This is a genomic window from Streptomyces sp. NPDC059788 (genome assembly GCF_042732265.1).
Taxonomy (GTDB): domain Bacteria; phylum Actinomycetota; class Actinomycetes; order Streptomycetales; family Streptomycetaceae; genus Streptomyces.
In genome coordinates, this window is record NZ_JBHWHY010000015.1 from 70,450 (window position 1) to 94,915 (window position 24,466).

Consider the following 24,466-nt stretch of genomic DNA (forward strand, 5'->3'; position numbering starts at 1 on the left):
TTCCGGCGTCAGCATCGCGGTCCTCCGGCGCTCGGGGTGGGTGGGCCCAACGGGGCGGCGGGGCATGCCGGTTCGGAATGTCGTACCGCTTCGGTGGGGCGTGACGGGTGGGTGGGGCGTGACGGCTCGTGGGACAGGTGTACCGATTCTGCGGCGCGCAGGAAGGAGAGGGAGGTACGGGCGAGGTACGGGCCCGCGTGGGAGTGGCGGGGCAACTCGACGCTGACCAGGCCCTGGTAGCCGGTGTCCCGGAGGGCTGCCAGGACCGGCGGGAAGTCGATCTCGCCCGCTCCGAACGGGAGGTGCTCGTGCACGCCGCGCCGCATGTCCTCGATCTGGACGTGTCGCAGCCAGGGCGCGGCCGCACGGACACATGCCGCGGGCGGGTCGGATTCCGAGCACTGGCAGTGGCCGATGTCCAGGGTCAGACCGAGGACATCGGCGGGCGGGGCACCGAGCGCGTCGGGAGTATCAGGCTCCCCCGGGATACCGGACTCGTCGGGGGCACCGAACGCGTCGGGGGCACCGGCGGTGTCCGGGACGGCCGGTCGGTTCGGGGTGGTTCGGGCGTGGGCGCCGGCGAGTGCCGCGCGCAGGCGGTGGAAGCCGGTGAGGTCGGAGAGGAGGTGGCCCGGTTCGGGTTCGACGGTGAGGGGGACGCGGGCGGTGGCGGCCGCGTCGAGTACGGGGGCGAGCGCGCCCGCGAGGCGTTGCCAGGCGGTGGACTCCGGCGTGCCGGTGGGCCGGACGCCACTGAAACAGTGCACGGCCGTGGCGCCCAGGTCCGCGCCGACGCGGACCGCGGTGCGGAGCAGGCCGACGCGGGCCGCGCGGGCGTCCGGGTCGGGATCGAGGAGCGAGGGGTGGTGCTTGCGGCGGGGGTCGAGGACGTACCTGGCGCCGGTTTCGACGGCAGCGGCCAGGCCCAGAGCGTCGAGCCGGCGTGCCAGTCGAGCGGTGCGTGAGGGGAGGTCCGGGGCCAGCGGGTCCAGGTGCATGTGGTCGAGGGTGAGGGCGACGCCGTCGTAGCCGAGGTCGGCGAGGAGGGCGAGCGCGTCGGTCAGCCGGAGGTCGGTCAGGCCGTTGGTGCCGTAGGCCAGGCGCAGCGGGTTCGTTGCCGGCCTGGGGTTCGTGGTCGGCCTGGAGTTCGTGGTCGGTCTGGGGTTCGTGGTCGGCCTGGAGTTCGTGGTCGGTCTGGGGTTCGTGGTCGGTCTGGGGTTCGTGGTCGGCCTGGGGTTCGTGGTCGTCATGTCGGGCTGACCTTCCGGGACAGCCGCCGGGCGGCGGGCGCGAGGGCCAGCAGGGCGGCGCCCGTTCCGGGTGCGCCGGCACGGGTGCTGAGCGCCGCCTGAAGCGGGATCATGGCGCGGATTCCGCTGCCGACGGCGCGTTGGAGCAGGTACGGGGAGGGGTTGAGGGCCGCGTGGAAGAGCGGCCGCGCGGCTGCCCCAACATAGAGGGCCGCGGTGGCGGCTCCGGCCAGGGTGCACAGCCGACGGCGCGCGTCCTCAGGCCGTGAACCCGCAGGCCATATCCCCGCAGGCCATGTCCACGCAGGTCGCACGCCCGCAGACCGCACGCTTGCAGACCGCACGCTTGCAGGCCGCACGCCCGCAGACCAAAAGCCCGCAGACCGTGTTCCCTCCGGCCACGCGCCCGCCCTTAGCGTCCCCGCCCTTGGTGTCCCCGCCTTTGGAGCCTCCGCACCTGGCGTCCCCGCGGTCGCTGTCGCCACGAGTGCTTCCGTTCGGGGTGCACGGCGTCCGGCCGCCGCTCCGCCTACCACCGCCACCGCCCCCAATGCGGCCAACGGCAGGGCCGACGAGCTGCCCTGGGCTTCGTGGCGCGAGACGGTGGTGACGGCGAGGGTGTGGGCGCCCAGCAGCGCGGCCGACGGCAGCGCCCGTCCGGCCGCCCGTCCGGCCGCCGGCCCCCACCCGTACCCCAACCGCTCCCGCCCGCTCCCCCACGTCCGAGCCCGCTCCCCCAGCGGAACCGCCGACACCGCCCCCTGCACCACATCCAGCGCGCGGGCGCAGGCCATGGCGAAGGGGCCCGCCGGGGTGTTCTTGAGGCGGAGGTCGTAGGCCCACACGGTGGCGGTGAGCGCGGTCGCGGTGACGAGGGTCGGGCGGCCGGCCGCTCCCGCCAGGGCGAGGCCCGCCGCCGTGAGCCCGGCGGCGGCGCCGAGGGCGGCGACCGGGTTGATGCGGCCGGACGGAATGGGCCGCCCGGGACGTTCGACGGCGTCGGTGGCGCGGTCGGCCCAGTCGTTCAGCGCCATGCCCGCCTCGTACAGGCAGAGGGACGAGCCGATGGCGAGGAGGCTGCGGCGGCCGGGCCGGTATCCGGCCGCCGCGGCTCCCGCCAGCAGATCCCCCGGGACACTGAACAGGGCCGAAAAGCGCAGGAGTTCAGCCCAGGCGGAAACACGCCCAGAAGCAGAAGCAGAAGCAGCGGCAGCGGCAGCGGCAGCGGCAGCGGCAGCGGCAGAACCAGAGGAATCGCGCTCAACAACGCCCCCACCACCCGCACCCAACACAAACATCATCAACACCCCCGAAGACCGTCGGCGAACGCCACCAGCGCCGCATACTGATCGGCCAGTGCGGCGGACCCGCCGTCCGGGTCCTTGAAGTAGAAGCCGAGGGGGGTGAGGGGCCCGGAGAGGCCGGCCGCGTGCGCGGCGGCCACCAGGCGGACGAGGTCGAGGACCAGCGGCGCGGCGAGTGCCGAGTCGCAGCCCTGCCAGACGGTCTGGAGGATCATGCGGCTGCCGAGGAAGCCTTCGAAGGCGACATGGTCCCAGGCGGTCTTCCAGTCGCCGAGGGCCGGGACGTTGTCGATGTGCACCTCACCGGGCGGTGCCGCGCCGAGGCTGTCCGCCAGGACGCGCGCCTTGCCCGCGTTCTTGGCGGCGGCGGCCGCCGGGTCGGTCAGGGTGGCGCCGTCGCCGCCGCCGAGCAGGTTGGTGCCCGACCAGGCACGGACCGCAAGGGCCCGCTGGGCGAACATCGGGGCGAGCACGGAGCGCAGGAGGGTCTGCCCGGTCTTGCCGTCCCGGCCCGCGTACGGCAGTCCGCTGCACACGGCCATCTGCTGGAGCAGCGGGTGGTGGAGGCCGGTGGACGGCGTGAAGTTGACGTACGGGCAGCCCGCGCGCAGCGCCGCGTGCGCGTAAAGGGAACTGGCCGGAAGACGATCGTCCACAGCACCGCCCCACCCCTCGGCCCTTCCACCACTCCTCTCACCACCCGCCGACGGCTCCGTGGAGGCCACGTTGACGACGACCGCCCGCTCCAGGGCATGGGTCCGCACAAAAGCGCGCAGGTCGGCAGTGAACGCGGTGACCAGTTCCCGGTCGTCGCGGCCGTCGCCGGGGAGCGGGCCGCCGGGCCGTACCGCTTCGTCGGCCGCGGCGAGTTCGGCGCGTACGGCGTGCGGCAGGCCGTACGGGAGCACGCCGCCCGCGGCCAGTTCCTCGGCCCGCTTGGGCAGCGGGTACGACGCGGTGTCGTGGCCGCCGAAGACGAGGGAGGACAGCGGCGGCAGCGGGACCCCTTCGAACGGCGCGGTCTCGGTGACCATGCCGGTCGGCGGGTGCAGTCCGGCGGCGACGGCGGCGCAGCCGGCGATCACGGTCGTCGCGACCGATCCGCGCGCCCCGACCAGCCACACCCCCGTACGACCGCCCCCGCCCCCGTCGTCCCCTCTCGCGTACTCCCGTCCCTCCGTACGCCCCACGCGCCCCGCCATCCGTTCCGCGCCCGTCATCCCCTGCCGCCCTTCGCCGCCGCCGCGAGCTCCTTCACCCGGATGTTGCGGAAGGAGACCCGGTCCTGGTCACCGTGGTTCTGGATGCCGATGTGGCCCTGGCGCAGGCTGCGCGCCGGGTCCGTGTTCGTGAAGTCGTTGATCGCGCGGCCGTTGAGGTGGACGCGCAGGCGTTCGCCCTCGACCCGCAGTTCGTAGGTGTTCCACTCGCCCGGCGGGTTCAGCGCGGCGTCGCGCGCCTTGAGGTCCGCGGCCCGGAAGGCGTAGACGGACCCGGTGGTGCGGTCCGGCGCGTCGGTGGCGTCGATCTGGATCTCGTAGCCGTTGTTCACCGCCGACCAGGGGTCGTCGGAGGGCGGGAAGCCGAGGAAGACGCCGGAGTTGTCGTCGCCGTCGGCGCCGGACATCTTCCAGTCCAGTTTGAGGGAGTACGAGGCGAACTCCCGGGCCGCGTACCAGAGCATCCCCATGCCGCCGTCGGAGGTGAGGGTGCCGTCCTCCAGGGTGAAGGAGCCGGGGCCGGCCTGTTTCCAGCCGCGGGTCGAGGTGCCGTCGAAGAGTGCCCGGTAGCCGTTCTCCGGGCGGCAGTCGGCCTGTGCGGCGCCGGTGGCCCAGCGGAGGCCGCCCAGCAGGTGCGTGCGGAAGGCGGGGTCGGAGAAGGATTCCGCGGTGTGTCCGCCTCCGGTGTAGAAGGCCCGGCCGCCGCGGTATTCCTGGCACCAGGCGATGGGGTGGTCGTCGCGCATCGTGCCGCCGCTGTACGTGGACTCGTCCAGGGCGGCCAGGACGTGGGCGCGGGTGCGCGGGCTGCTGCGGTAGTTGTACCACTCGTCGGTGCGGCCCCAGGCGGCCGGAAGGCGGGCGGTGGCCGGGTGGGCGCGGTCTTCGACGCGTACGGTGGCGGGCTGCACGGCGGGGTGGGAGTGGAAGTACGCGCCGGCCAGGCCGCCGTAGAAGGGCCAGTCGTATTCGGTGTCGGCGGCGGCGTGTACGCCTGCGTATCCGCCGCCGCGCGCGATGTAGCGTTCGAAGGCCTGCTGCTGGGCGGGGCGCAGCACGTCGCCGGTGGTGGAGAGGAAGACGACCGCGGCGTAGCGCGCGAGGCGGGTGTCGGTGAAGGCGGCGGCGTCCTCGGTGGTGTCCACGGTGAAGCCGTGCTGCCGGCCGAGGTCCTGGACGGCGGCGATGCCGTGGGGGATGGAGTCGTGCCGGAATCCGGCGGTCTTGGAGAAGACCAGGACCCGGCTGTCCGTGCGTTCGACGGGGGCTCGGGGGGTGCTGCCGGGCAGGGTCATGGTCGCCAGCAGGGTGGCGGCGACCATGGCGGTGGTGGCCGGCCGGGCACAGGCGTACATGTCGGTTCTCCTTCCTCCGGCCACGGGGCGGGCGGCCGGCGGCATCGCGTCCGGTCGTCCCGGGCGCCGTCCGCCCGCCCCGGTGGCCACCTGGGTCAGCCGGTGGTGAAGGTGAAGTCGTCCACGTCGAAGAGGGCGCCCGTGCCGCTCCCCTTGAAGACGAGGTACAGCGTGGTGGTGCCGCCGGGCGGGCTGCCGTTCAGGGCGGTGCCGACGTCGACGAAGGTCTCCCAGCCGCCGGTCACCGGTACCTTGACGCTGCCGAGCAGCCGTCCGTCCGCCCGGCCGGTACGGATTTCCAGCGTGCCGCCGGCTCCGGCGGAGGAGACGCGGGCGGTGAACTGCTTCGCGTTCTTGACGATGTAGGGCTGGAACGCGATCCAGTCGCCGTGGTGGATGTCGCCGACCGTGCGGCCGCCGTGCGCCGGTGCGTGGCTGACGACGCGTACGCCCTGTGAGGTGCCGAAGTGCTCGGCCTGCCGGTGCCGGGGCTGGGTGACGGCCTGGTCGTGGGCGGTCAGCGGCGGCTGGCCGTTGGCGCCCCGGTCGGTGTACTCGGCGTCGAAGACCCCGAAGATGTTGGCGTTGGGGTCGTGTTCGCCGTCCGCCCTGGTCCGGATGGTGCCGGAGCAGCCGTTCGCGGTGGTGACGGGGTGGCCGTGGCTGTCGTGGCCGAGGATGTGGGTGACCTTGACCCGGGCGCAGTCGACGGCCCGGTCCTCGGGGTCGCTCACCTCGACCTCGAACGGCACCGTGTCGCCGAAGGTGAACAGCTGTCCGTCACCGGGGAGTCGCAGGGTGACCTTGGGCGCGGTGTTGCCGACGGTCAGGTACACGCTCGCCGTGCCGGTCCGGCCGCCGGGGTCCCGGGCGGTCACGGTCGCGGTGTAGGTGCCGTTCCCGCGGTAGGTGTGGGTGGGGTTCTGCTGGTGCGCGGCCGTGCCGTCGCCGAAGTTCCAGGTGTACGTGAGCGTGTCGCCGTCCGCGTCGGTGGCCGAGGCGCCGAACCGCACTTTCAGCGGCGCTTGCCCGGAGGTGCGGTCGGCCCTGGCCTCGGCGACCGGTGAGTGGCCGCCGGTGGCGTTCTCGATGCGGTAGAGGGCGGAGTTCTCGTCGCCGTTGAAGTAGCCGGTTCCGTAGTCCAGGACGTACAGCGCGCCGTCCGGGCCGAAGGCCATGTCCATGACCTGGGTGCCCTTCCAGGGGAAGGCGTTGATGGACCGGACCGTGCCGTCGCCGGCCTGTTCGATGCGTTTGATCCAGCGGCGCCCGAACTCCCCGGCGAAGAAGTTCCCTTCGTACGCCTGCGGGAACTTCACCTGGGAGGCGGAGGCGGCGTCGTAGCGGTAGACGGGCCCGGCCATCGGGGACTCGGAGCCGGTGCCGAATTCGGGCACCGACCCGCCGTCGTACGGTATCCACGCGGGCCGGGCGGCCGGCAGGGCGGTCAGGCCGGTGTTGCGCGGCGAGGTGTTCTTCGGTGCGGCGCAGTCGAAGGCGGCGCCCGGGGTTTCGGTGGCGAAGTCGTAGTCGGCGTAGGCGTCGTTGTTGCCGGTGCAGTACGGCCATCCGTAGTTGCCGGGCCCGGTGACGCGGGCGAACTCGACCTGTCCGGCGGGGCCCCGCTGCGGATCGGCGGCGCCCGCGTCGGGGCCGTAGTCGCCGACGTAGACGGTGCCGGTCGGCTTGTCGACGCTCATCCGGAAGGGGTTGCGGAAGCCCATCGCGTAGATCTCGGGCCGGGTCCTTACCGTGCCCGGCGGGAAGAGGTTGCCGTCGGGAACGGTGTACGTGCCGTCCGCGCCGACCTTGATGCGCAGGATCTTGCCGCGCAGGTCGTCGGTGTTGCCCGCGCTGCGCTGGGCGTCGTAGGCGGGGTTGCGGATCTCGCGCTCGTCGAGGGGCGTGAACCCGTCGGAGGCGAAGGGGTTGGAGTCGTCGCCGGTGGACAGGTAGAGGTTGCCCTGCGCGTCGAAGTCGATGTCGCCGCCCACGTGGCAGCAGATGCCGCGGGAGGCGGGCACGTCCAGGATCTTCTTCTCGCTGCCGGTGTCCAGGGTGCCGTCGGTCTTCAGCACGAAGCGGGAGAGGCGGTTGACGCCGTCGAACTTCGCGAAGTCCGCGGCGGTGCCCTCGTCGGGGGCGTCGCCCGGCGGGGTGCCGAGCGGCGGCGCGTAGTAGAGGTAGACGAAGCGGTTGGCGGTGAAGCCGGGGTCGATGCCGACGCCTTGCAGGCCTTCCTCGTCGTGGCTGTAGACGGGCAGCCTGCCCGCGACTTTCGTGGTGCCGCCCGCGTCGGTCAGGCGAACCGTTCCGTCGCGTGAGGTGTGCAGCACGGAGCGGTCGGGGAGGACGGCGAGCGTCATCGGCTCGCCCGTCTCCGGTTCGCCCTTGGCGAGGGTGACCTGCTGGAAGTCCTCGGCCGCGGCCGTCGGAGCGGCGGCCGTCGCCGCCGTGCGCCCGGCCGGAGCGGCCTCGGCGGCCGGTCCACCGGACAGGGCCAGGGACGTGGCGGCCAGCAGCGCGCTCGCGAACAGGGCGAGTGCCGGGCGCGGGCCGCCTCGGCATGATCTTCGGTGCACGGTTGCCTCCCTTGCGGAGGGGTGTGGGATCTTGCAAAACCAGCCCTGCCCGCCCTCATGCGCCGGACGGGTCCGCCTCATACGCCGAACGGGACCGCCCTCACACGCCGGTCGGGTCCGCACCGAAGGCCGCGTCGAACGCGGCGGCGGGCGGCTCGTGATCGTACGACTTGAGGTGGGCCAGCGCCTCGGGCGCGCCCTGGAGGCGGTCCATGCCCGGGTCCTCCCACTCCACCGACACCGGGCCCTCGTAGCCGATCGAGCGCAGCATCCGGAAGACGTCCTCCCAGGGCACCTCGCCGCGACCGGCCGAGACGAAGTCCCAGCCGCGGCGCGGGTCGCCCCAGGGCAGGTGGGAGCCGAGGCGGCCGTTGCGGCCGTCCAGCCGGCGCCGCGCCTCCTTGCAGTCCACGTGGTAGATCCGGTCCCGGAAGTCGTACAGGAAACCGGCCGGATCGACGTCCTGCCAGACGAAGTGGCTGGGGTCGAAGTTGAGGCCGAAGGCGGGGCGGTTGCCGACCGCTTCCAGGGCGCGGCGGGCGGTCCAGTAGTCGTAGGCGATCTCGCCGGGGTGCACCTCGTGGGCGAAGCGCACGCCCTCCGCGTCGAAGACGTCCAGGACCGGCCCCCAGCGTTCCGCGAAGTCCGCGTACCCCGCTTCGATCATCCCGGGTGGTACGGGCGGGAACATCGCCACCAGATGCCAGATGGCGGAACCGGTGAAGCCGACCACGGTCCGTACGCCGAAGGCCGCGGCGGCGCGCGCGGTGTCCGCCATCTCCGCCGCGGCCCGCCGCCGTACGCCCTCGGGCTCGCCGTCGCCCCAGACGCGGGCGGGCAGGATGGCGCGGTGCCGCTCGTCGATGATCGCGTCGCAGACGGCCTGCCCCACCAGGTGGTTGGAGACCGCCCAGCACTTCAGGCCGTACTTGTCGAGCAGTTCGCCCCGGGTGGCGAGATAGCCGGGCTCTCCGACCGCCCGGTCGACTTCGAAGTGGTCTCCCCAGCAGGCGAGTTCCAGACCGTCGTATCCGAAGTCGCGGGCGAGCCGGCACACCTCTTCCAGGGGCAGGTCCGCCCACTGTCCGGTGAAGAGCGTGAACGGTCTGGCCATACGGGCCTCCTCGGGGCTGGCGGGGCGGGCGGTGCGGCGGAGGGGGAGAGGGAAACCATCGGGGGCGGAGCCGCAACTGACAAGAGGGAGCGGGGAGTCAGGTGGGGCACTCCGGCCAGTCCGGCCGGTTCGGCCAGTCCGGCCGGTCCGGCGGCCGGCGCAACCGGTCCGACCGGTCCGACCGGTCCGACCGGCACAACCATTCCAACCGATACGCCCCGTCCGGTGAAACGTTCAGACCCATGACGCGGGTACGGGCACGGGCGTGTACGCGCAGTTCCTGGCGGCGCTGTCCTGCACGGCCGCCAGCACCCGCTGCACCTGGAGCCCGTCCGCGAAGGACGGTGCGGGTTCGGTGCCGTCGGCGATGGCGTGCACGAGGTCGCGGGCCTGGTGGACGAAGGTGTGCTCGTAGCCGAGGCCGTGGCCGGGCGGCCACCACGCCTCCAGGTACGGGTGGCCGGGTTCGGTGACCAGGATGCGGCGGAACCCGGCCGCGACGGCCGGTTCGGTGTGGTCGTGGAAGGAGAGTTCGTTGAGCCGTTCCAGGTCGAAGGCGAGCGAGCCGCGCTCCCCGTTCAGCTCGATGCGCAGCGCGTTCTTGCGGCCCGCGGCGACCCGGCTGGCCTCGAAGGAGGCGAGCGCGCCGGAGGCGAGACGGCCGGTGAACAGGGCGGCGTCGTCGACGGTGACGGTGCCCCGGCCGCCCGTGGGCAGCGGCCGTTCCCGTACGAAAGTGCCGGTGACCGCGGAGACGCCCGCCAGCGGCTCCCCCGCCAGGTGCTGGGCCAGGTCGACGAGGTGCGCGCCGAGGTCGCCGAGCGCGCCCGAGCCCGCCTGTTCCCGGCGCAGCCGCCAGCTCAGGGGTGCCTCGGGGTCGACCAGCCAGTCCTGAAGATAGGTGGCGCGTACGTGCCGCAGGGTGCCGATCCGGCCGTCCCGCACCATACGGCGGGCGAGCGCGACGGCCGGGGTGCGGCGGTAGTTGAAGCCGACCATGGCGAGATTTCCCCGGGCACGGGCGGTGTCGGCGGCGGCTGCCATGGCCTCCGCCTCCGCCACGGAGTTGGCCAGGGGTTTCTCGCACAGGACGTGTTTGCCCGCGGCGAGCGCCGCGACGGCGATCTCGGCGTGGCTCTCGCCCGGCGTGCAGATGTCGACGAGCTGTACGTCGTCGCGCTCCAGCAGCCGCCGCCAGTCGGTCTCGGCGACGGCCCAGCCGTGCCGGGCCGCCGCGGCGGCGACGGCGTCCCGGTCCCGGCCGCAGACCGCGTTCATCGCGGGGCGCAGCGGCAGGTCGAAGACGCGGCCCGCGGTGCGCCAGCCCTGGGAGTGGGCGGCGCCCATGAAGGCGTAACCGACCATGCCGACGCCCAGTACGGTCCGCTGCCGGTGCGGTCGGGCCGGCCGCGTGCCCCGTGGTGCGGTGTCGCGGGCCCCGTCGTCTTCGGCGTGTGGTGCTGTCGGTTGCTGCGCGTGGTCATCCATGCGTCACCTCGTCGGTCGGCCGTGGTCGGCGGTCTTCCGGGGAACTGCGCGAGGGGGAGGTCAGCTGAAGCCGGTGGGGAGGTGGTCGTCGACGTTGTCCTTGGTGACGACGGCGGAGTAGAGGGTCACGGAGGCGGGGATCTCGTGTTCGGCGGTGCCGGAGATGCCCCGGCCCTGGGCGAGGGCGCGGGCCAGGTCGATGGCGGAGGCCGACATGGTCGGCGGGTAGAGGACCGTGGCCTTCAGCACCGAGCGGCCGGCCTTGATGGTCTCCATGACGCGGCGGGAGCCGGCGCCGCCGACCATCAGGAAGCCGTCGCGCCCGGCCTGCTCGATGGCGCGTTCGGCGCCCACGCCCTGGTCGTCGTCGTGGTTCCACAGCGCGTCGAAGGAGGGGTGCGCCTGGAGCAGCCCGGCCATCTTCGCCTGTCCCGACTCCACGGTGAACTCGGCGGCCTGCCGCCCGACCTTGCGGATGTTGGGGTAGTTCCGCAGGGCGTCGTCGAAGCCCCTGGTGCGGTCCCGGGTCAGTTCGAGGGTGTCGGTGCCGGCCAGTTCGACGACCGTCGCGCGGGGCCGGTCCTTGAGCTGCTCGCCGATGTAGCGCCCGGCGTTCAGGCCCATTCCGTAGTTGTCGCCGCCGATCCAGCAGCGGTACGCCTGCGGGGAGGCGAAGACGCGGTCGAGGTTGACGACGGGGATGCCGGCCCGCATGGCCTTCAGCCCGGCCTGGGTGAGGGCCTTGCCGTCGGCCGGGAGGATCACCAGCACGTCGACCTTCTTGTTGATGAGGGTCTCGATCTGCCCGATCTGCTGGGCGGTGTCGTTGGAGCCCTCGGTGATGTCGAGGGTGACGTCCTTGTAGCGCCTGGCGCGGCTCCTGGCGTTCTGGTTGATGGCGTTGAGCCAGCCGTGGTCGGCCTGCGGTCCGGCGAAGCCGATGGTGACCTTCTTGCCGGGCCTGTCGTCCACGCCGCCCGCCTGCCGCTGCGCGCCGCCGTCGGCCGCGTCGCCGCGCCGGTTGCTCGTACAGGCGGTGAGGAGGGCGCCGGCCGAGACGGCCGCCGCGCCGAAGAGCAGGCCCCGGCGGCTGCCGCCCCGGTGGGACGTGGGGTCCGCCGTCGTGCCGTACGGGTCCGGCGTTCTGTCGGTCATGGCTTGTGTCCCTTCTGTACCAGTACGGCGACGACGATGATCGCGCCCTTGGCGATCTGCTGGACGGCGGTCTCCAGGTTGTTCAGGGCGAACAGGTTGGTGATCGTGGTGAAGACGAGGACGCCGAGCACCGAGCCGGTGACGGTGCCCCGGCCGCCGCTGAGCAGGGTGCCGCCGATGATCGCGGCGGCGATGGCGTCGAGTTCGTAGAGGTTGCCGTTGGTGTTCTGGCCGGACCCGGTCAGCACGATCAGCAGGAAGGCCGCGATGCCGCAGCACAGTCCGGACAGCAGATAGAGGAGCAGCCGCTGCCGCCGTACGTCGATGCCCGCCAGCCGCGCCGCCTCCGGGTTGCCGCCGACGGCCACGGTGCGCCGCCCGAAGGTCGTACGGTTCAGCAGCAGCCGGCCGGTGACGGTGACGGCGGCGAAGACCAGCACGATCGGCGGGACGCCGAGGACATAGGCGTCGCGGCGGCCCAGGTCCAGTACGGACGCGACCGACACGATCTGGGTGCCGCCCGCGCTGATCTGGAGGGCGAGGCCGCGGGCCGCGGCGAGCATGGCGAGCGTGGCGATGAACGGCACCATGCCGCCGAAGGCGACCAGCAGCCCGTTGACCAGCCCGCAGCCGAGGCCGACGAGCAGGGTGCAGAGCAGGATGCCGCCGAGTCCGTACTCCTGCGTGGCCACCGTCGTCGCCCAGACGGTGGCGAGCGCGACCATCGCGCCGACGGACAGGTCGATCCCGCCCCCGATGATCACGAAGGTGACGCCGACGGTCACCACGCCGATCACCGACGCCTGGGTGAGCACCAGTTGCAGGTTCTGCACGCTCAGGAACTGCTCGGGGCGGGTGAGGGCGCCGACGGCCACCAGCGCGGCGAGCACGCCGAGCAGCGAGAGGCTGCGTACGTCGGCCCGTCGGCGCAGCACCCCACGCGAACCCGGACCGGGCCCGCCGGACGGCCACGGGCCGGGCGACGGCGGTACCGCGGGCTGGTCCGGCGCCGGGGTACGGGCGGTGCCCGGCGGTCCGGGGCGGCGGGGCGCCTGGTCTTCGGAGGTGCTCACGTTCTCATCGGAGGTGCCCACGTTCTCTTCGGAGGTGCTCACGGTCGGTCTCCTCGCGGTGTGTCGGCGCTTTCGGCCCGCCCGGCACTCCGGGCATCTCCGAGGGCGCTCCCCGCCATGACGAGGTCGAGCACCCGGTGCTCGTCCAGCGCCGCCGCGCTGTCCTCGTGGACGACCCGGCCCTCGCGCAGGACGAGCACCCGGTCGGCCAGGCCCAGCACTTCGGGGATCTCGCTGGACACCAGCAGCACCGCCATCCCGTCGTCGGCGAGCCGCCGGACCAGCGCGTACAGCTCGGCGCGGGCACCGACGTCCACACCGCGGGTCGGTTCGTCCAGCAGCAGCACCCGGCAGCCGCGCAGCAGCCAGCGGGCCAGCACGGCCTTCTGCTGGTTGCCGCCCGACAAGGTCCGTACCGGCCGGTCCGGGTCGTCGGGCAGCAGTGACAGGTCCTGGGTGGCGGCACGGGTGGCGGAACGTTCCGCCGCGCGGTCCAGCCAGCCGGCGCGGGAGAAGCGCGGCAGCGAGGAGACCGAGACGTTGCGGCTGACGGTCTCCAGGAGCAGCAGGGCCTGCGACTTGCGCTCCTCGGGGGCGAGGCCGAGCCCCGCGCGTACCGCGGCGGGCACGCTGCCGGGACGCAGCGGACGCCGGTCGACGAGGACCCGGCCACCGGTGGGACGGCGGGCGCCGAAGACCGTCTCCAGGATCTCCGAACGGCCGGACCCGACGAGTCCGGCGAGCCCGAGGATCTCGCCCGGGTACAGATCGAAGTCCAGCGGCGCGAACTCGCCGCGCCGGGCGAGACGTCGGACGCCGAGGACGGGGGTGCGGGCAGGGGCCGCGTACGGGGCGGTGGCGCCGCGGGCCGGGACGGCGGCAGTGTCTCGGTCCCGGCCGGCGGCGCGGTCCGGGGCGGCGGCGCGGTCCGGGGCGGTGGCGGTGGCGCGCCGTGCGGGAAAGGTGTGTCCGACGGTGCGCCCGGTCATCAGGGTGACGATGTCCCGCGTGGGCGTCGTCCGCGCGTCCAGCCCGCGCGCCGCGGTCCGGCCGTCCTTGAGGACGGTGACGCGGTCGCCGACCTCGCGGATCTCCTCCAGCCGGTGCGAGATGTACACGACCGCGACACCCGCGCCGGTCAGGTCGGCGACGGTGCGGAAGAGGTTGCCGACCTCGTCCGGGTCGAGGGCGGCGGACGGCTCGTCCATGACGATCAGCCGGACGTCGTGGGACAGGGCGCGCGCCATGGAGGCGATCTGCTGCCCGGCGGCGGAGAGCGAGCCGACGGGCGCGCCCGGGTCGATCTCGGGGTGGCCGAGGCGGCCGAGGAGCCCGGCGGTCGCGGCCCGCGCCGCGCGGGAGCGGACGAAGCCGCCGGTGGCCCGCTCGTGGCCGAGGAAGACGTTCTCGGCCACCGACAGGTGTTCCACCAGGTCGAGTTCCTGGTAGATGGTGGCGATGCCGAGCCGCATGGCGGCGGCCGGGGACTTCAGGACGACCGGCCGTCCCTGCCAGCGGATCTCTCCCGCGTCGGGCCGGTGGACGCCGGCCAGCACCTTGATCAGGGTGGATTTCCCGGCGCCGTTCTGGCCGAGGAGGCAGTGCGTCTCCCCGGCCGCCACGTCGAGGTCGACGCCGTCCAGGGCCCGCACGCCGGGGAAGGACTTGGTGATGCCGTGCATGGCCAGCAGGGGGTCACCGGGGCCCGGCGGGCCGGACGAGGGTCCCGGGGCGGCCGGGGCCGGTGGTCCGGGATGGTGCTCTGGTGCCATGGCGTGCAGCCTCCTCGACGACGTCGGTGAACGGCCGGACGGTGGGTGGCGCGGTGCGATGCGGCCCGGTGGGGCGCAGTGCGGTGGAGTGCTGTGTGGCGCGATGCGGTGCGGGCTGTGCAGGGACGCGGGTACGGCGCTACGGACGTACGGCGTACGGCGTGCTCGGGGCCGCCCGTACCATCGGCCGACGCGCGCGTGAGCCGGGTGGCGGACGGCGCGTCAGGCGGGCGAGAAGAGGTGGTCGCTGATGAGGCGGGCGGCGCCGGTGACGCCGGCCACCTGCCCCAGCTCCCCGAGCACGATGGGCAGGTTGTTCGTCGCCAGCGGCAGCGACTGGCGGTAGACCTGGGTGCGGATCGCGGCGAGCAGGGTGTGGCCGAGGCCGGTGACACCGCCCCCGATCACCACCAGCCCCGGATTGAAGAAGCTGACGAGTCCGGCGATGACCTGGCCGGTGCGGGTGCCGCCGGACCGGATCAGGTCCAGCGCGACGGGGTCGCCGGAGGCGGCAGCGGCGGCCACGTCGGGTGCGCCGAGCGAGCCGTGCGCCGTCAGCCGCGCCGCCAGCTCCGGCGAGGCCCCCTCGCGCGCGGCGGCCTGTGCGTCGCGCGCGAGGGCGGCGCCGCCGAAGTACGCCTCCAGGCAGCCGCGGTTGCCGCAGGCGCAGGGGCGGCCGTCCGGTTCGACCTGGATGTGGCCGATGTCGCCGGCGCTGCCCGTCGTACCGCGGTAGACCTCGCCGCCGACGACGATGCCGCAGCCGATGCCCGTACCGATCTTGACGAAGAGGAAGTCCCGCACGGTGCGGGCGACACCCGCGTGCTGCTCCCCCACCGCCATCAGGTTGACGTCGTTGTCGACCATGACGGGGCAGCCCAGTTCCTGGCCGAGTGCCTCCCGTACGGGAAACCCGTCCCAGCCCGGCATGATCGGCGGCGCCACCGGTACGCCTTCGGGGAAGCGGACCGGCCCCGGCACGCCGATGCCCGCGCCGTCGAACCGCTCGGCCACCCCGCTCGCCTTCAGCTTGCCCGCCAGCGCGAGGGCCTGCTCGAAGACGGCGACCGGCCCCTCGCGGACGTCGACCGGCTGCGTCAGCTGGCCCAGCACCTCCAACTCGGCGTTGGTGACGGCGACATCGACCGAGGTGGCGCCGATGTCGATGCCCAGGAAACGCAGCGAGGGCGCGAGCCGGACGTTGTGCGAGCGGCGGCCGCCGCGGGAGGCGGCGAGGCCGTCGGCGACGACCAGCCCGGTCTCCAGCAGCCGGTCCACCTCCACCGCCAGTTTCGAGCGGGACAGGTCGACCTGGTCGCCGAGCTGGGCACGGGAGTTGGGGCCGTGGTCGCGCAGCAGGCGCAGGAGCCGCGCCTGGTGCGCGTTGGCCGGCCTCGCCGTCATGCGCCTCACGCCACCCCTCCAGCCGTTCTCGGCCGTACGCGGTCCGGCACCGAGCGCTGCCGGAGCTTTCGAGGGGAACGTAGCAGCGCTTGTCCGGGCGGGGAAGAAGTATGGACGGTATCGGGGGGGACTTTCTCCTGTCCGAGGACAAAGCCGGTGGCACTCACCGGTCACCGCCCCAGGGAGACCCGGGGAGAATGGACCGGTGACCTACCGCTACCGCGTTCTCGGCGCCGCACAGGCGCGCCGCCCCGACGGCACCGAGGTGCCCCTGAAGGGGGCGCGGCTGCGCGCCCTGCTGGTGGCGCTCGCGGCGGGCGGCGGGCGTCCGGTACCGGCGGCGCAGCTGATCGCCCAGGTGTGGGGCGAGGACGAGGAGCCGCCCGCGGACGCCCCGGCGGCGCTCCAGGCCCTGGTGGGCAGGCTGCGCCGGGCCCTCGGCGGGCCGGCGGTCACCTCCTCCCCCGGCGGATACGGGCTGGCCGCCGGGCCGGACGCCGTCGACCTCTTCCGCTTCGAGCGGCTGACGGCGGAGGGGACCGCCGCACTGCGCGCGGGCGATCACGCGGCCGCGGCGGACCTGCTGGACGAGGCGCTGGCACTGTGGCACGGCCCCGCGCTGGCGGATCTGCCGGGCCGGGACGGCGAGCCGCTCGCCGTTCGGGCCGAGCGGCGGCTCGGCGAGGCGCGCCGCGCCCGGCTGGCGGCCGAGGTGGCGGTGGGCCGGGCGTCCGGCACGCTCGCCGAACTGGCCGCACTGGCCGCGGCGGAGCCGCTGGACGAGCCGCTGCAGGCGCTGCGCATCCGGGCGCTGTCGGCGTCGGGGCGGCAGGCGGAGGCGTTGCAGGCGTACGAGGAGGTACGGGCCGGGCTCGCGGAGCGGCTGGGCGCGGACCCGGGCGCCGAACTGCGCGCCCTGCACGCCCGCCTGCTGGCCGGGGCCCCGGAACCGTCCGCCGCCCCGGCCCCCTCCTCTCCCCCACCGCACGGAACCCTCCGCGCCCGCCTCACCTCCTTCGTGGGCCGCTCCGGCGAACTCGGCGACCTGCGCGCCGAGTTGACCGCACAGCGACTCGTTACGCTGCTGGGCACGGGCGGCGTCGGCAAGACCCGCCTGGCCCTGGAGGCCGCGGACACCGCCGACGCACGGGCCGGGCACTGGCCCGACGGCGTCCGCGTCGCCGAACTGGCCTCCGTACGGGACGAGGCGAGCGTGCCCGAGGCCGTACTGACCGCACTAGGCGGCCGGACGACCCAGGTACGCAGGCCCGGCGCCGACGACCTGCACGCCCCCGGAGGCCCCGCGACTCCCCTCGCCCAACTGGTCGAGCACTGCGGCCGGCGGCGGATGCTGCTGGTGCTCGACAACTGCGAGCACGTGATCGGCGCGGCGGCCGAGCTGGCGCACACCGTGCTGGCCGGCTGTCCGGGCGTGACGGTGCTGGCCACCAGCCGCGAACCGCTCGCCGTCCCGGGCGAGTTCCTGCACCCCGTCGAGCCGCTGCCGCCGCGGGCCGCGCTCCGGTTGCTGGCCGAGCGGGGCGCCGCCGCGCGCCCCGGGTTCCGTACGGAGGACGATCCGGCCGCGTGCGCGGAGATCTGCCGCAGGCTCGACGGACTGCCGCTCGCCGTCGAACTGGCGGCGGCACGGCTGCGGGCACTGACCCCACGGCAGATCGCGGAACGGCTGGACGACCGGTTCCGGCTCCTGAACGGCGGCAGCCGGACCGCGCTGCCCCGGCAGCAGACGCTGCGCGCGGTGGTGGACTGGTCCTGGGACCTGCTCACGGCGGACGAGCGCGCGGTGCTGCGCCGGCTGTCCGTCTTCTCCGGGGGCTGCGAGGTGGCACAGGCGGAGAGCGTGTGCGCCGCCCCGGCACCGGCCGACGGCCCGAGCGCGCCCGCCGACGTCCTGGACGCCCTCACCTCCCTCGTCGACAAGTCACTGGTCACCGCGGCACCGGAGAGCCCGCGCGGGATGCGCTACCGGCTGCTCGAAACGGTCGCCGAGTACGCCGGGGAGCGGCTGACGGAGTCCGGTGAGCGGGCGGCCGTCGAACGGCGGCACCTGACGGCGTACCGGGAACTGGCCCGCACCGGCGAACCGGAGCTGCGCGGGCCCGGGCAGGCGCACTGGCTGGAGCGCTTCGAGACCGAGCACGACAACGTGCGGGCCGCGCTGCGCACAGCGGTGGCGCGCGCGGAGGAGCAGGAAGCGCTGTGCCTGGCGCTGTCCATGAGCTGGTTCTGGCAGCTGCGCAACCACCAGGCGGACGCCCGGCACTGGTCCGCCGCGGTCTCGGGCATCGGCCCCGACCCCTTCGCGGACCCCGTACGGCCTGCCGGGCCGCTGGCGGAGCGGTGCACGGCGCTCGCCCCGCCGTGGAGCGGGGAACGGCTGTGGGAAGCCCGGCGCGGGGTGCGGCTGCTGCTGCTGGCGAGCAGCACCGAGCAGGCCGGGCCGTCCGGGCCGGTGCGCCTGGAGCCGGTCGTGGCCGCCTACCGTCCGGGGCTGCCGCAGACGGGGCGGCAGCCGGGCGTCATGTGGTTCTTCGCCCGGCTGATGACCGGCGGTTTCACGGGGCTCGACGAGACCGTGGACGCCGTGGTGCGGCACTGCCGGGAGCTGGGCGACGGCTGGGACCTGGGGCTGGCGCTGCTGCTGCGCACCAAGCTGCTCGACAACCGGCCCGCCGAACTGGAGCGCTCCGCGCGCGACGCCGAGGAGGCCCTGACGCTCTTCGAGGCCGCCGGGGACCTGTGGGGCATCGCCGAGTCCCTGTCCGCGCGCGGCGGGACGTACGAGCGGCGCGGGCTGTACGCGCAGGCGGACGCCGATTTCGAGCGTGCCATGAGCTGTTCCGCGCGGATCGGCGCGCACGCGCAGGTACCGGAGTTCAAGGCGCGGCTGGCCGCCGTACGGCTGGAAGGCACGTACGGCGGGGATGCCGGGGACGGTGCAGTCGGCGGGGCCGGCGGGGACGGGGCCGCGGAGGCCGGGCCGCCCCTCTCGCTCCGGGTGCGCGAGGCCGAGCGGCTGCTGCTGGAGGCCGTGGCCGAGTCCCGTACGTCCTCCGGCGAGACGCTGAGCACGGCGCGGCTGCTGCTGGCCCGGCACTACGGCCGGACCGGGCGCACCGGCCCCGCCCGGGAGCAGCTGCACGAGGCCGAGCAGGCGTTCACCACTGGCACACCGGCCCTCTTCCCTGGCATGGTGACCGGCCTCCGTGGCTGGCTGGACTGTCTCGACGGTGATTTCGCGGGCGCCCGCGAGCACATCCGCCGGGCCGTCGGGCAGCTCGACGGCCTCGCGCACCTGGTCGCCCCCTACCTGGTCACCCATCAGTTCCTGGTCGCGGCCTGGACGATGGCGCACCTGGGGGCGGCCGGGGACGGTGCGCGCCTGCTCGGCGCGTACGACCGGCACGCGCCCGCCTCCGAGGGCCTCGGTTTCCAGCCGCTGCCGCCCGCGGTGGAGGCCGGGGTCCGGCTGCGGGCCGAGGAGGCGCTGCGGGCGGCGCTGGAGACCGAGGCGTACGAGAGCGCCTACGCCGAGGGCGGCGGCCTCTCCGTGGAGGAGGCCGCCGCCCTCGTCCGGCCCGGCGGTCCGGACGAGGGCACCCGCCTTACTCCGCGTCGGCCAGCCGCTCCCGCGCCTCCGCCAGGTCCTCCTCCGTCGGCGCGTCGTCCTGGGACAGGGCCCGGCGCCAGTAGCCGGTGAAGTCGACGGCCCGCTTGTCCAGGCCCCGGTCGTGGACCAGATGCCGGCGCAGCGCGCGTACGGTGCCCGCTTCCCCGGCGAGCCAGGCGAAGACCGACCCGGCGGGGAAGCGGGCCCCGCGCACCGCCTCGACCAGCAGTTCGCCGGGCGCGGCCGGGCCCGGTGCGCGGTGCAGCCAGTGCACGGTCAGGTCCGCGCGGGTGTCGAAGGCCTGCTCCTCCGCCGCGTCCGCGACCTCGACGTACGCCACCGCGCGGGCCCCTTCGGGCAGCCACTCGGCCAGGGTGCCGATGGCCGGCAGCGCGGTCTCGTCCCCGGCGAGGAGCGTCCAGTCGGCCGTGCCGAGGGGGACGGGGCGGGCGAAGTACGCCGAGGGGCCGAACATGCCGAGCGTGTCGCCCGGCGCGGCGGTGCGCGCCCAGCGGGTCGCCGGGCCGCTCGTCGTACTGCTTGTCGTACCGCTCGCCGGGTCCGTGCCGTGCAGCACGAAGTCGATGTCGATCGTGTCGTCCTCCGGGTGGTGTGCGCGGACGGTGTAGCTGCGCATCCACGGCCGCTCGTCCTCGGGGATCGCCTGGAACGCCTGGTACCACCGCGTCAGGTCACCGTCGGCGGACGGCTCCGGGAGCCGCGGGGCGCTCCGTCCGCGCTTGGGGAAGTACAGCTTCACCTGCTGGTCCGGCCCGTCGAGACGGAAACCGGCGAGGCCGGCACCGCCGAAGGTGACGCGGACCATGTGCGGTGAGAGCCGCCGGACCGCGGTGACCTGGATGTACCGGACGGGCAGGGACATCGGCTGCGATGTCTGCCGCATCCGTGCTGCCTGCTGTGTCTGTGTCGTCTGCTGCTGCATCACGTCTCCGTGGGCGGGGCCGCGGCCGTACGGGCCGGGGCGCGTGTGGGCGGCACAGCGCGCGAGGTCCCGTACGCGCTGTGCGGGACAGTGGCACGACCGTCGCAGCCGCTTCCTACACGCCGCCTACAGCCCGCCTGCACGCGCCGTACAGGAACGGACCGGCCCGGCCGCCGACGTACGCCGGGCCCGCCGCGGCCCCAGCTATCCGGGTGATTCGCCCGCACGGCCGTCACAGCAGGCGCTCCGCCGTCAATACGTCTGCTGACAGAAAGAGCCCGCGCCGCCCGCGTCCGGTGCCGCCGGCCGCGGACCGTCCCGCACGAGAACGGATCACCACACCATGCCCCAGCCCACGGACCGCCACCGACTGCTGCCCATCGCCTCCGCGAGCGCCCTGGCCCTCGCCGCCGCACTGGGCGCCGGAGCCGCCCTCGCCGTCTCCCCCGCACACGCCACCGCGCCCCAGGCCCCCCGGGAGCCCACGGTGCGGGTGAGCGGCGGCACCGCCGACTTCTGCCTCACCCCCGGCGCCACCCGCGCCCTCACCAAGGCCGGCATCCGCCTCACCGCGGTCGCCCCGGCCAAGCTCACCGGACCGGCCGCGCGCCGGTGTGTGTCCGCGCCGGTCTCCGGCGGCGCGGTCGGCACCCGCTTCACCTCCGGGCACCTCGCCTTCGCCGGCGGCTTCGACTTCGTACGCAAGGACCGGCGCCACCTGAAGATCGACGCGCTGCGGGGCGAACTCGCCACCTCGCGCGTCACCGGCAACGTGGGCGGCTCCAAGGCGCGCCGGACCGACTTCCTGGCCTTCCGGGTGGACCCGAACCGGGTCAAGACGGCCGGAGGCCAGGTACGGGCCCAGCTCGCCCTCACCCTCACCGAGCGCGGCGTCGGCGCCTTCCGCGGCGCCTTCCACGGGCGTTCGCCGCTCACCGCGGGCCAGCGGGTGTTCGACGGGGAGGGGACGGCCCGGCTCGCCACGCAGCAGACCGGCAGCGCGTCCCCGGGGACCGGCGCCGCACAGCAGCAGTCCCCCGCCCCCCAGAAGCAGACCACCGGTACTGCCCCGCAGAAGCAGACGTCGGACACACCGCAGAAGCAGACGACGGGTGCCGCCCCCCAGAAGCAGTCGCCCGGCGCCGCCCCGCAGAAGCAGCAGACCGCCCACAACCCGCGCAAGCAGACCACCGGAACCGCGGAGCGCCCGGTGGCCGGCACCCCGCAGCGCCCGGCCACCGGCACCGCGCAGGGCCAGACACCGGCTGTCGCACCGAGCCCGGCAACCGACGCGGACCCCATGCGGGAGAACGACGTGGCGGTGGACCCCATCAACGCGATCGCGGCCGACTGACCGGACGAAGGACCCGCGCGCCGCGCCGCGGCCGGTGCCGGTCGTGCCGGCCCCGGCCGGAGCGGCCCGCGTGGCCTCAGTCCCGGTCGCGCTCGTGGTACGTGCGCCGGGTGTGCTCGGTGTGGGCCCGCATGACCGCGGTCGCCCGCGCCTCGTCCCGGTCCGCGATCGCGGCGATCAGCTCGCGGTGCTCGGTCCAGGACTGCTTGCCGCGCTGCCGGGCGACGGGTGTGTAGTACCAGCGCACCCGTCGCCCGACCTGCGCCGCCAGATCCGCCAGTACGGCGTTGCCGGCCAGGGCCATCACCTTGGCGTGGAACTCCGCGTTCGTGGCGACCGCGGTCTCCACCGCGTCGTCCCGTACCGCCTGTTCGCCCTTGTCGCACAGCGCTTCCAGCTCCGCGACACCGGCCGGTCCGGCGTTGGCGGCGGCGAGCCGGGCGGCCTCCGCCTCCAGAAGGGTGCGCACGGTGAACAGCTGGTCGGCCTCCTCCTCGGTGGGTTCGTGCACGAACGCGCCCTGCGCCGGGCGCAGATCGACCCAGCCCTCCGTGTTGAGGCGCTGGAGCGCCTCGCGGACCGGCTGCCGGGAGACCCCGAGGTGGCCCGCGAGCTCGCTCTCGACCAGGTGCTGGCCGGGGCGCAGCGTGCGCGTGGTGATCAGTTCGAGGAGCGCTTCGTAGACGCGCTCGCGCAGCGGTCCGGGGCGTTCCAGCTTCGGCACGGCGCCCTGCGGCAGCCCTGTGGACAGCATCGAGTTACCCCTCCGTGGACGCGGACGCCTCCCGTTCGCGCGCGTGCGCGCGGCCCCGCGGACGACCGATTGCCTATCGTCTACAGTCTACTGATCGAACCCGCCGCCACGGGCCCGGATCACTGCTCGGAGACCTTGTGAACCGTGGTGTCGGCCGGGTTCAGCCGTCGCCCGTCCGCGGACCGCACTTCCAGTGCGCGCAGGCGCTGCCCCTGCCGGCGGTCGACCAGCTGCGAGTGCGGCTCGTCGGGGGCGAAGAAGTTCTGCTCGCCCCACTGCCGCAGCGCCACGATGACGGGGAAGAGCGCCTCTCCCTTCGGAGTCGGCACGTACTCGCGGTAGGCGCTGCCGTCCGAGGCCGGGACGGTTTCGAGGACGCCGCCGGCGACGAGGGTGCGCAGACGCGCGGTGAGGATGTTCTTCGCGACGCCGAGGCTCCGCTGGAACTCCCCGAAGCGCCGGCTTCCGTCGAAGGCGTCCCGCACGATCAGCAGGGACCACCAGTCGCCGATCGCGTCCACCGACCGGGCGACGGGACATTCGCTGTCGTCGAATCGTGTCCTGGTCACCATGGCGTCCCACCGGCCTCCTCGCCCTCATGAACGGTTGCAACATGCTACCAAGGGCGGCTACCTTCGCCACTGGTAGCAAGTTGCAACCAGACATGCGGAGGGGTGCCGATGCCCGGCGACGGCGAGACCGTGACACGACGGAGCGAATCCCGGACCGAAGCCCGGAGCCGGTCCCGAACCGAAGCCCGGAGCGATTCCCGGACCGAAACCCCGAGCGGAAACGGTTCCGCGTCCGTCCCGTCCCGCGGCCTCGTCCTGCTGTTCGCCATCGCCTGCGGGGCCTCGGTGGCCAACGTCTACTTCTCCCAGCCGCTCCTGGTGACCATGGGTCACGATGTCGCCATGGGCCCGGCGCCGGTCGGCAGCGTGGTCACCCTCACGCACGTCGGATACGGGCTGGGGCTCTTCTTCCTGGTGCCGCTGGGCGACGTGACCGGCCGCCGACGGCTCGTCGTGGCCCAGTTGCTGCTGCTGGTGGCGGCACTGGCCGTGGTGGCCACCGCCCGTACGGCCGCGACGCTGCTCGCGGGCATGGCCGCCACGGGGCTGCTGGCGGTCGTCACACAGACGCTGGTGGCCTTCGCGGCCTCGCTGGCTCCTCCCGCCGGACGCGGACGGGTCGTCGGCACGGTGACCAGCGGCGTGGTCATCGGAATCCTGCTCGCCCGCACCGTATCCGGCCTCCTGGCCGACCTCGCGGGCTGGCGCTCCGTCTACCTCGCCTCGGCGTCGGTCACCGCGCTGCTCGCCCTGATCCTGTACCGGGTGCTGCCGCGCCACCGCGGCACTGCGCCCACAACCCTGCGCTACGGACAGCTCCTGCGCTCCACCGTCACCCTGTTCGCACGGGAACCGCTGCTGCGGCTCCGGGCCCTGTTCGGCCTGCTGGTCTTCGCCGCCTTCAGCACCCTGTGGAGCAGCGTCGCCCTGCCGCTCAGCGAGGCCCCGTACCACTGGTCCCACACCGCGATCGGGGCTCTGGGGCTGGTCGGCGTCGCCGGCGCGCTGGCCGCCACCGCGGCGGGCCGCCTGAACGACCGCGGACTCTCCCGGCGGACCACCGGCATCGCCCTGGCGCTGCTCGCCGCCTCGTGGCTGCCCCTGGCCTTCACCCGCAGCTCGCTCTGGGCCCTGGCCGTCGGGGTGGTCCTGCTCGACCTCGCCGTACAGGCGGTCCACGTCACCAACCAGACCCTGATCTACGCGCTGCGCCCGGACGCGGGCAGCCGGCTGATCGGCGGGTACATGGTCTTCTACTCGATCGGCAGCGCCACCGGTGCCCTCGCCGCGACCTCCCTCTACACCGTGGCCGGCTGGGGCGCCGTATGCGCACTGGGGGCCGCGTTCAGCTGCCTCGGGCTCGTACTGTGGGCGCTCACCCGACACGACCCCCGCCACGCCGCCCCGGACTGCGGCAACTCCTGCGAGACTACGTGAGCCTGCACCATTCCCGAGCACCGCGGCCCCCTGCGGAGCCGCAGAGAGAAGCGGGTCG

The 24,466-nt window shown here is 74.2% G+C and carries 17 protein-coding genes; 3 read left to right on the forward strand and 14 right to left on the reverse strand.

Annotated features, from left to right (window positions below; translation table 11 throughout):
- Positions 1 to 8 precede the first annotated feature (8 nt).
- The 11 genes from ACFV57_RS15165 to ACFV57_RS15215 form a co-directional block, all read right to left on the reverse strand.
- Positions 9 to 1,250, reverse strand: a complete 1,242-nt coding sequence (locus tag ACFV57_RS15165) for a sugar phosphate isomerase/epimerase family protein (RefSeq protein WP_385230929.1) — start codon at positions 1,248 to 1,250, stop codon at positions 9 to 11.
- On the reverse strand, positions 1,247 to 2,551 hold the full coding sequence (locus ACFV57_RS15170; RefSeq protein WP_385231197.1) for an SCO3242 family prenyltransferase: 1,305 nt from the start codon (positions 2,549 to 2,551) through the stop codon (positions 1,247 to 1,249). Before ACFV57_RS15170 ends, ACFV57_RS15165 begins: the two co-directional genes overlap by 4 nt.
- Positions 2,551 to 3,774: an inositol-3-phosphate synthase gene (locus tag ACFV57_RS15175; RefSeq protein ID WP_385230932.1), complete on the reverse strand. Its 1,224-nt coding sequence runs from the start codon at positions 3,772 to 3,774 to the stop codon at positions 2,551 to 2,553. The genes ACFV57_RS15170 and ACFV57_RS15175 overlap by 1 nt, the downstream gene beginning before the upstream one ends.
- Positions 3,771 to 5,069, reverse strand: a complete 1,299-nt coding sequence (locus ACFV57_RS15180; RefSeq protein ID WP_385231200.1) for a ThuA domain-containing protein — start codon at positions 5,067 to 5,069, stop codon at positions 3,771 to 3,773. The genes ACFV57_RS15175 and ACFV57_RS15180 overlap by 4 nt, the downstream gene beginning before the upstream one ends.
- A 155-nt stretch (positions 5,070 to 5,224) precedes the next feature.
- The gene (locus ACFV57_RS15185) at positions 5,225 to 7,711 is read right to left on the reverse strand and encodes a PQQ-dependent sugar dehydrogenase (protein ID WP_385230935.1); all 2,487 of its coding nucleotides are present in this window, start codon (positions 7,709 to 7,711) and stop codon (positions 5,225 to 5,227) included.
- A 100-nt stretch (positions 7,712 to 7,811) separates the two neighbouring features.
- The gene (locus tag ACFV57_RS15190) at positions 7,812 to 8,825 is read right to left on the reverse strand and encodes a sugar phosphate isomerase/epimerase family protein (RefSeq protein ID WP_385230938.1); all 1,014 of its coding nucleotides are present in this window, start codon (positions 8,823 to 8,825) and stop codon (positions 7,812 to 7,814) included.
- A 234-nt stretch (positions 8,826 to 9,059) separates the two neighbouring features.
- Positions 9,060 to 10,190, reverse strand: a complete 1,131-nt coding sequence (locus ACFV57_RS15195; RefSeq protein WP_385231203.1) for a Gfo/Idh/MocA family protein — start codon at positions 10,188 to 10,190, stop codon at positions 9,060 to 9,062.
- Positions 10,191 to 10,373: 183 nt separating this feature from the next.
- The gene (locus ACFV57_RS15200; RefSeq protein WP_385230940.1) at positions 10,374 to 11,468 is read right to left on the reverse strand and encodes a substrate-binding domain-containing protein; all 1,095 of its coding nucleotides are present in this window, start codon (positions 11,466 to 11,468) and stop codon (positions 10,374 to 10,376) included.
- A complete protein-coding gene (locus tag ACFV57_RS15205) occupies positions 11,465 to 12,541 on the reverse strand; it encodes an ABC transporter permease (protein WP_385231206.1) in 1,077 nt (358 codons plus the stop codon). The genes ACFV57_RS15200 and ACFV57_RS15205 overlap by 4 nt, the downstream gene beginning before the upstream one ends.
- A gap of 38 nt (positions 12,542 to 12,579) precedes the next feature.
- Positions 12,580 to 14,223, reverse strand: coding sequence for a sugar ABC transporter ATP-binding protein (locus ACFV57_RS15210; protein ID WP_385231209.1), 1,644 nt, complete (start codon positions 14,221 to 14,223; stop codon positions 12,580 to 12,582).
- 312 nt (positions 14,224 to 14,535) lie between these two features.
- Positions 14,536 to 15,717 carry an ROK family protein gene (locus tag ACFV57_RS15215; protein ID WP_385230943.1) on the reverse strand — a complete coding sequence of 394 codons (1,182 nt, stop codon included), beginning with the start codon at positions 15,715 to 15,717 and terminating at the stop codon, positions 14,536 to 14,538.
- Between the two features lie 205 nt (positions 15,718 to 15,922).
- Between ACFV57_RS15215 and ACFV57_RS15220 the strand changes: the two genes are divergently transcribed.
- Positions 15,923 to 19,438, forward strand: coding sequence for an ATP-binding protein (locus ACFV57_RS15220; protein ID WP_385230946.1), 3,516 nt, complete (start codon positions 15,923 to 15,925; stop codon positions 19,436 to 19,438).
- Here ACFV57_RS15220 and ACFV57_RS15225 read toward each other — a convergent pair.
- Entirely contained in the window at positions 19,344 to 20,252 is a 909-nt protein-coding gene (locus ACFV57_RS15225; RefSeq protein ID WP_385231212.1) for a siderophore-interacting protein, read from the reverse strand. The genes ACFV57_RS15220 and ACFV57_RS15225 overlap by 95 nt on opposite strands.
- 382 nt (positions 20,253 to 20,634) lie before the next feature.
- Here ACFV57_RS15225 and ACFV57_RS15230 point away from each other — a divergent pair, with 382 nt between their 5' ends.
- Complete coding sequence (locus ACFV57_RS15230) at positions 20,635 to 21,645, forward strand: hypothetical protein (protein WP_385230949.1); 1,011 nt, start codon at positions 20,635 to 20,637, stop codon at positions 21,643 to 21,645.
- Between the two features lie 76 nt (positions 21,646 to 21,721).
- Here the strand turns inward: ACFV57_RS15230 and ACFV57_RS15235 are convergent, their stop codons facing one another.
- On the reverse strand, positions 21,722 to 22,399 hold the full coding sequence (locus ACFV57_RS15235; protein WP_385230952.1) for a GntR family transcriptional regulator: 678 nt from the start codon (positions 22,397 to 22,399) through the stop codon (positions 21,722 to 21,724).
- A gap of 119 nt (positions 22,400 to 22,518) precedes the next feature.
- Positions 22,519 to 22,971: a winged helix-turn-helix transcriptional regulator gene (locus tag ACFV57_RS15240; RefSeq protein ID WP_385230955.1), complete on the reverse strand. Its 453-nt coding sequence runs from the start codon at positions 22,969 to 22,971 to the stop codon at positions 22,519 to 22,521.
- 108 nt (positions 22,972 to 23,079) lie between these two features.
- Between ACFV57_RS15240 and ACFV57_RS15245 the strand changes: the two genes are divergently transcribed.
- The gene (locus tag ACFV57_RS15245) at positions 23,080 to 24,408 is read left to right on the forward strand and encodes an MFS transporter (RefSeq protein WP_385230958.1); all 1,329 of its coding nucleotides are present in this window, start codon (positions 23,080 to 23,082) and stop codon (positions 24,406 to 24,408) included.
- The last annotated feature ends 58 nt before the right edge of the window (positions 24,409 to 24,466 follow it).

Excerpts from the sequence above, each read along its gene's own strand:
- ACFV57_RS15175 (WP_385230932.1), bottom strand. The coding sequence starts at position 3,774 with ATGACGGGCGCGGAACGGATGGCGGGGCGCGTGGGGCGTACGGAGGGA.
- ACFV57_RS15230 (WP_385230949.1), top strand. The coding sequence starts at position 20,635 with ATGCCCCAGCCCACGGACCGCCACCGACTGCTGCCCATCGCCTCCGCG.
- ACFV57_RS15235 (WP_385230952.1), bottom strand. The coding sequence starts at position 22,399 with ATGCTGTCCACAGGGCTGCCGCAGGGCGCCGTGCCGAAGCTGGAACGC.
- ACFV57_RS15170 (WP_385231197.1), bottom strand. The coding sequence starts at position 2,551 with ATGATGTTTGTGTTGGGTGCGGGTGGTGGGGGCGTTGTTGAGCGCGAT.
- ACFV57_RS15210 (WP_385231209.1), bottom strand. The coding sequence starts at position 14,223 with ATGCACGGCATCACCAAGTCCTTCCCCGGCGTGCGGGCCCTGGACGGC.
- ACFV57_RS15215 (WP_385230943.1), bottom strand. The coding sequence starts at position 15,717 with ATGACGGCGAGGCCGGCCAACGCGCACCAGGCGCGGCTCCTGCGCCTG.
- ACFV57_RS15240 (WP_385230955.1), bottom strand. The coding sequence starts at position 22,971 with ATGGTGACCAGGACACGATTCGACGACAGCGAATGTCCCGTCGCCCGG.
- ACFV57_RS15180 (WP_385231200.1), bottom strand. The coding sequence starts at position 5,069 with ATGACCCTGCCCGGCAGCACCCCCCGAGCCCCCGTCGAACGCACGGAC.
- ACFV57_RS15195 (WP_385231203.1), bottom strand. The coding sequence starts at position 10,190 with ATGGTCGGTTACGCCTTCATGGGCGCCGCCCACTCCCAGGGCTGGCGC.
- ACFV57_RS15190 (WP_385230938.1), bottom strand. The coding sequence starts at position 8,825 with ATGGCCAGACCGTTCACGCTCTTCACCGGACAGTGGGCGGACCTGCCC.
- ACFV57_RS15245 (WP_385230958.1), top strand. The coding sequence starts at position 23,080 with ATGCCCGGCGACGGCGAGACCGTGACACGACGGAGCGAATCCCGGACC.
- ACFV57_RS15200 (WP_385230940.1), bottom strand. The coding sequence starts at position 11,468 with ATGACCGACAGAACGCCGGACCCGTACGGCACGACGGCGGACCCCACG.
- ACFV57_RS15225 (WP_385231212.1), bottom strand. The coding sequence starts at position 20,252 with ATGCGGCAGACATCGCAGCCGATGTCCCTGCCCGTCCGGTACATCCAG.
- ACFV57_RS15165 (WP_385230929.1), bottom strand. The coding sequence starts at position 1,250 with ATGACGACCACGAACCCCAGGCCGACCACGAACCCCAGACCGACCACG.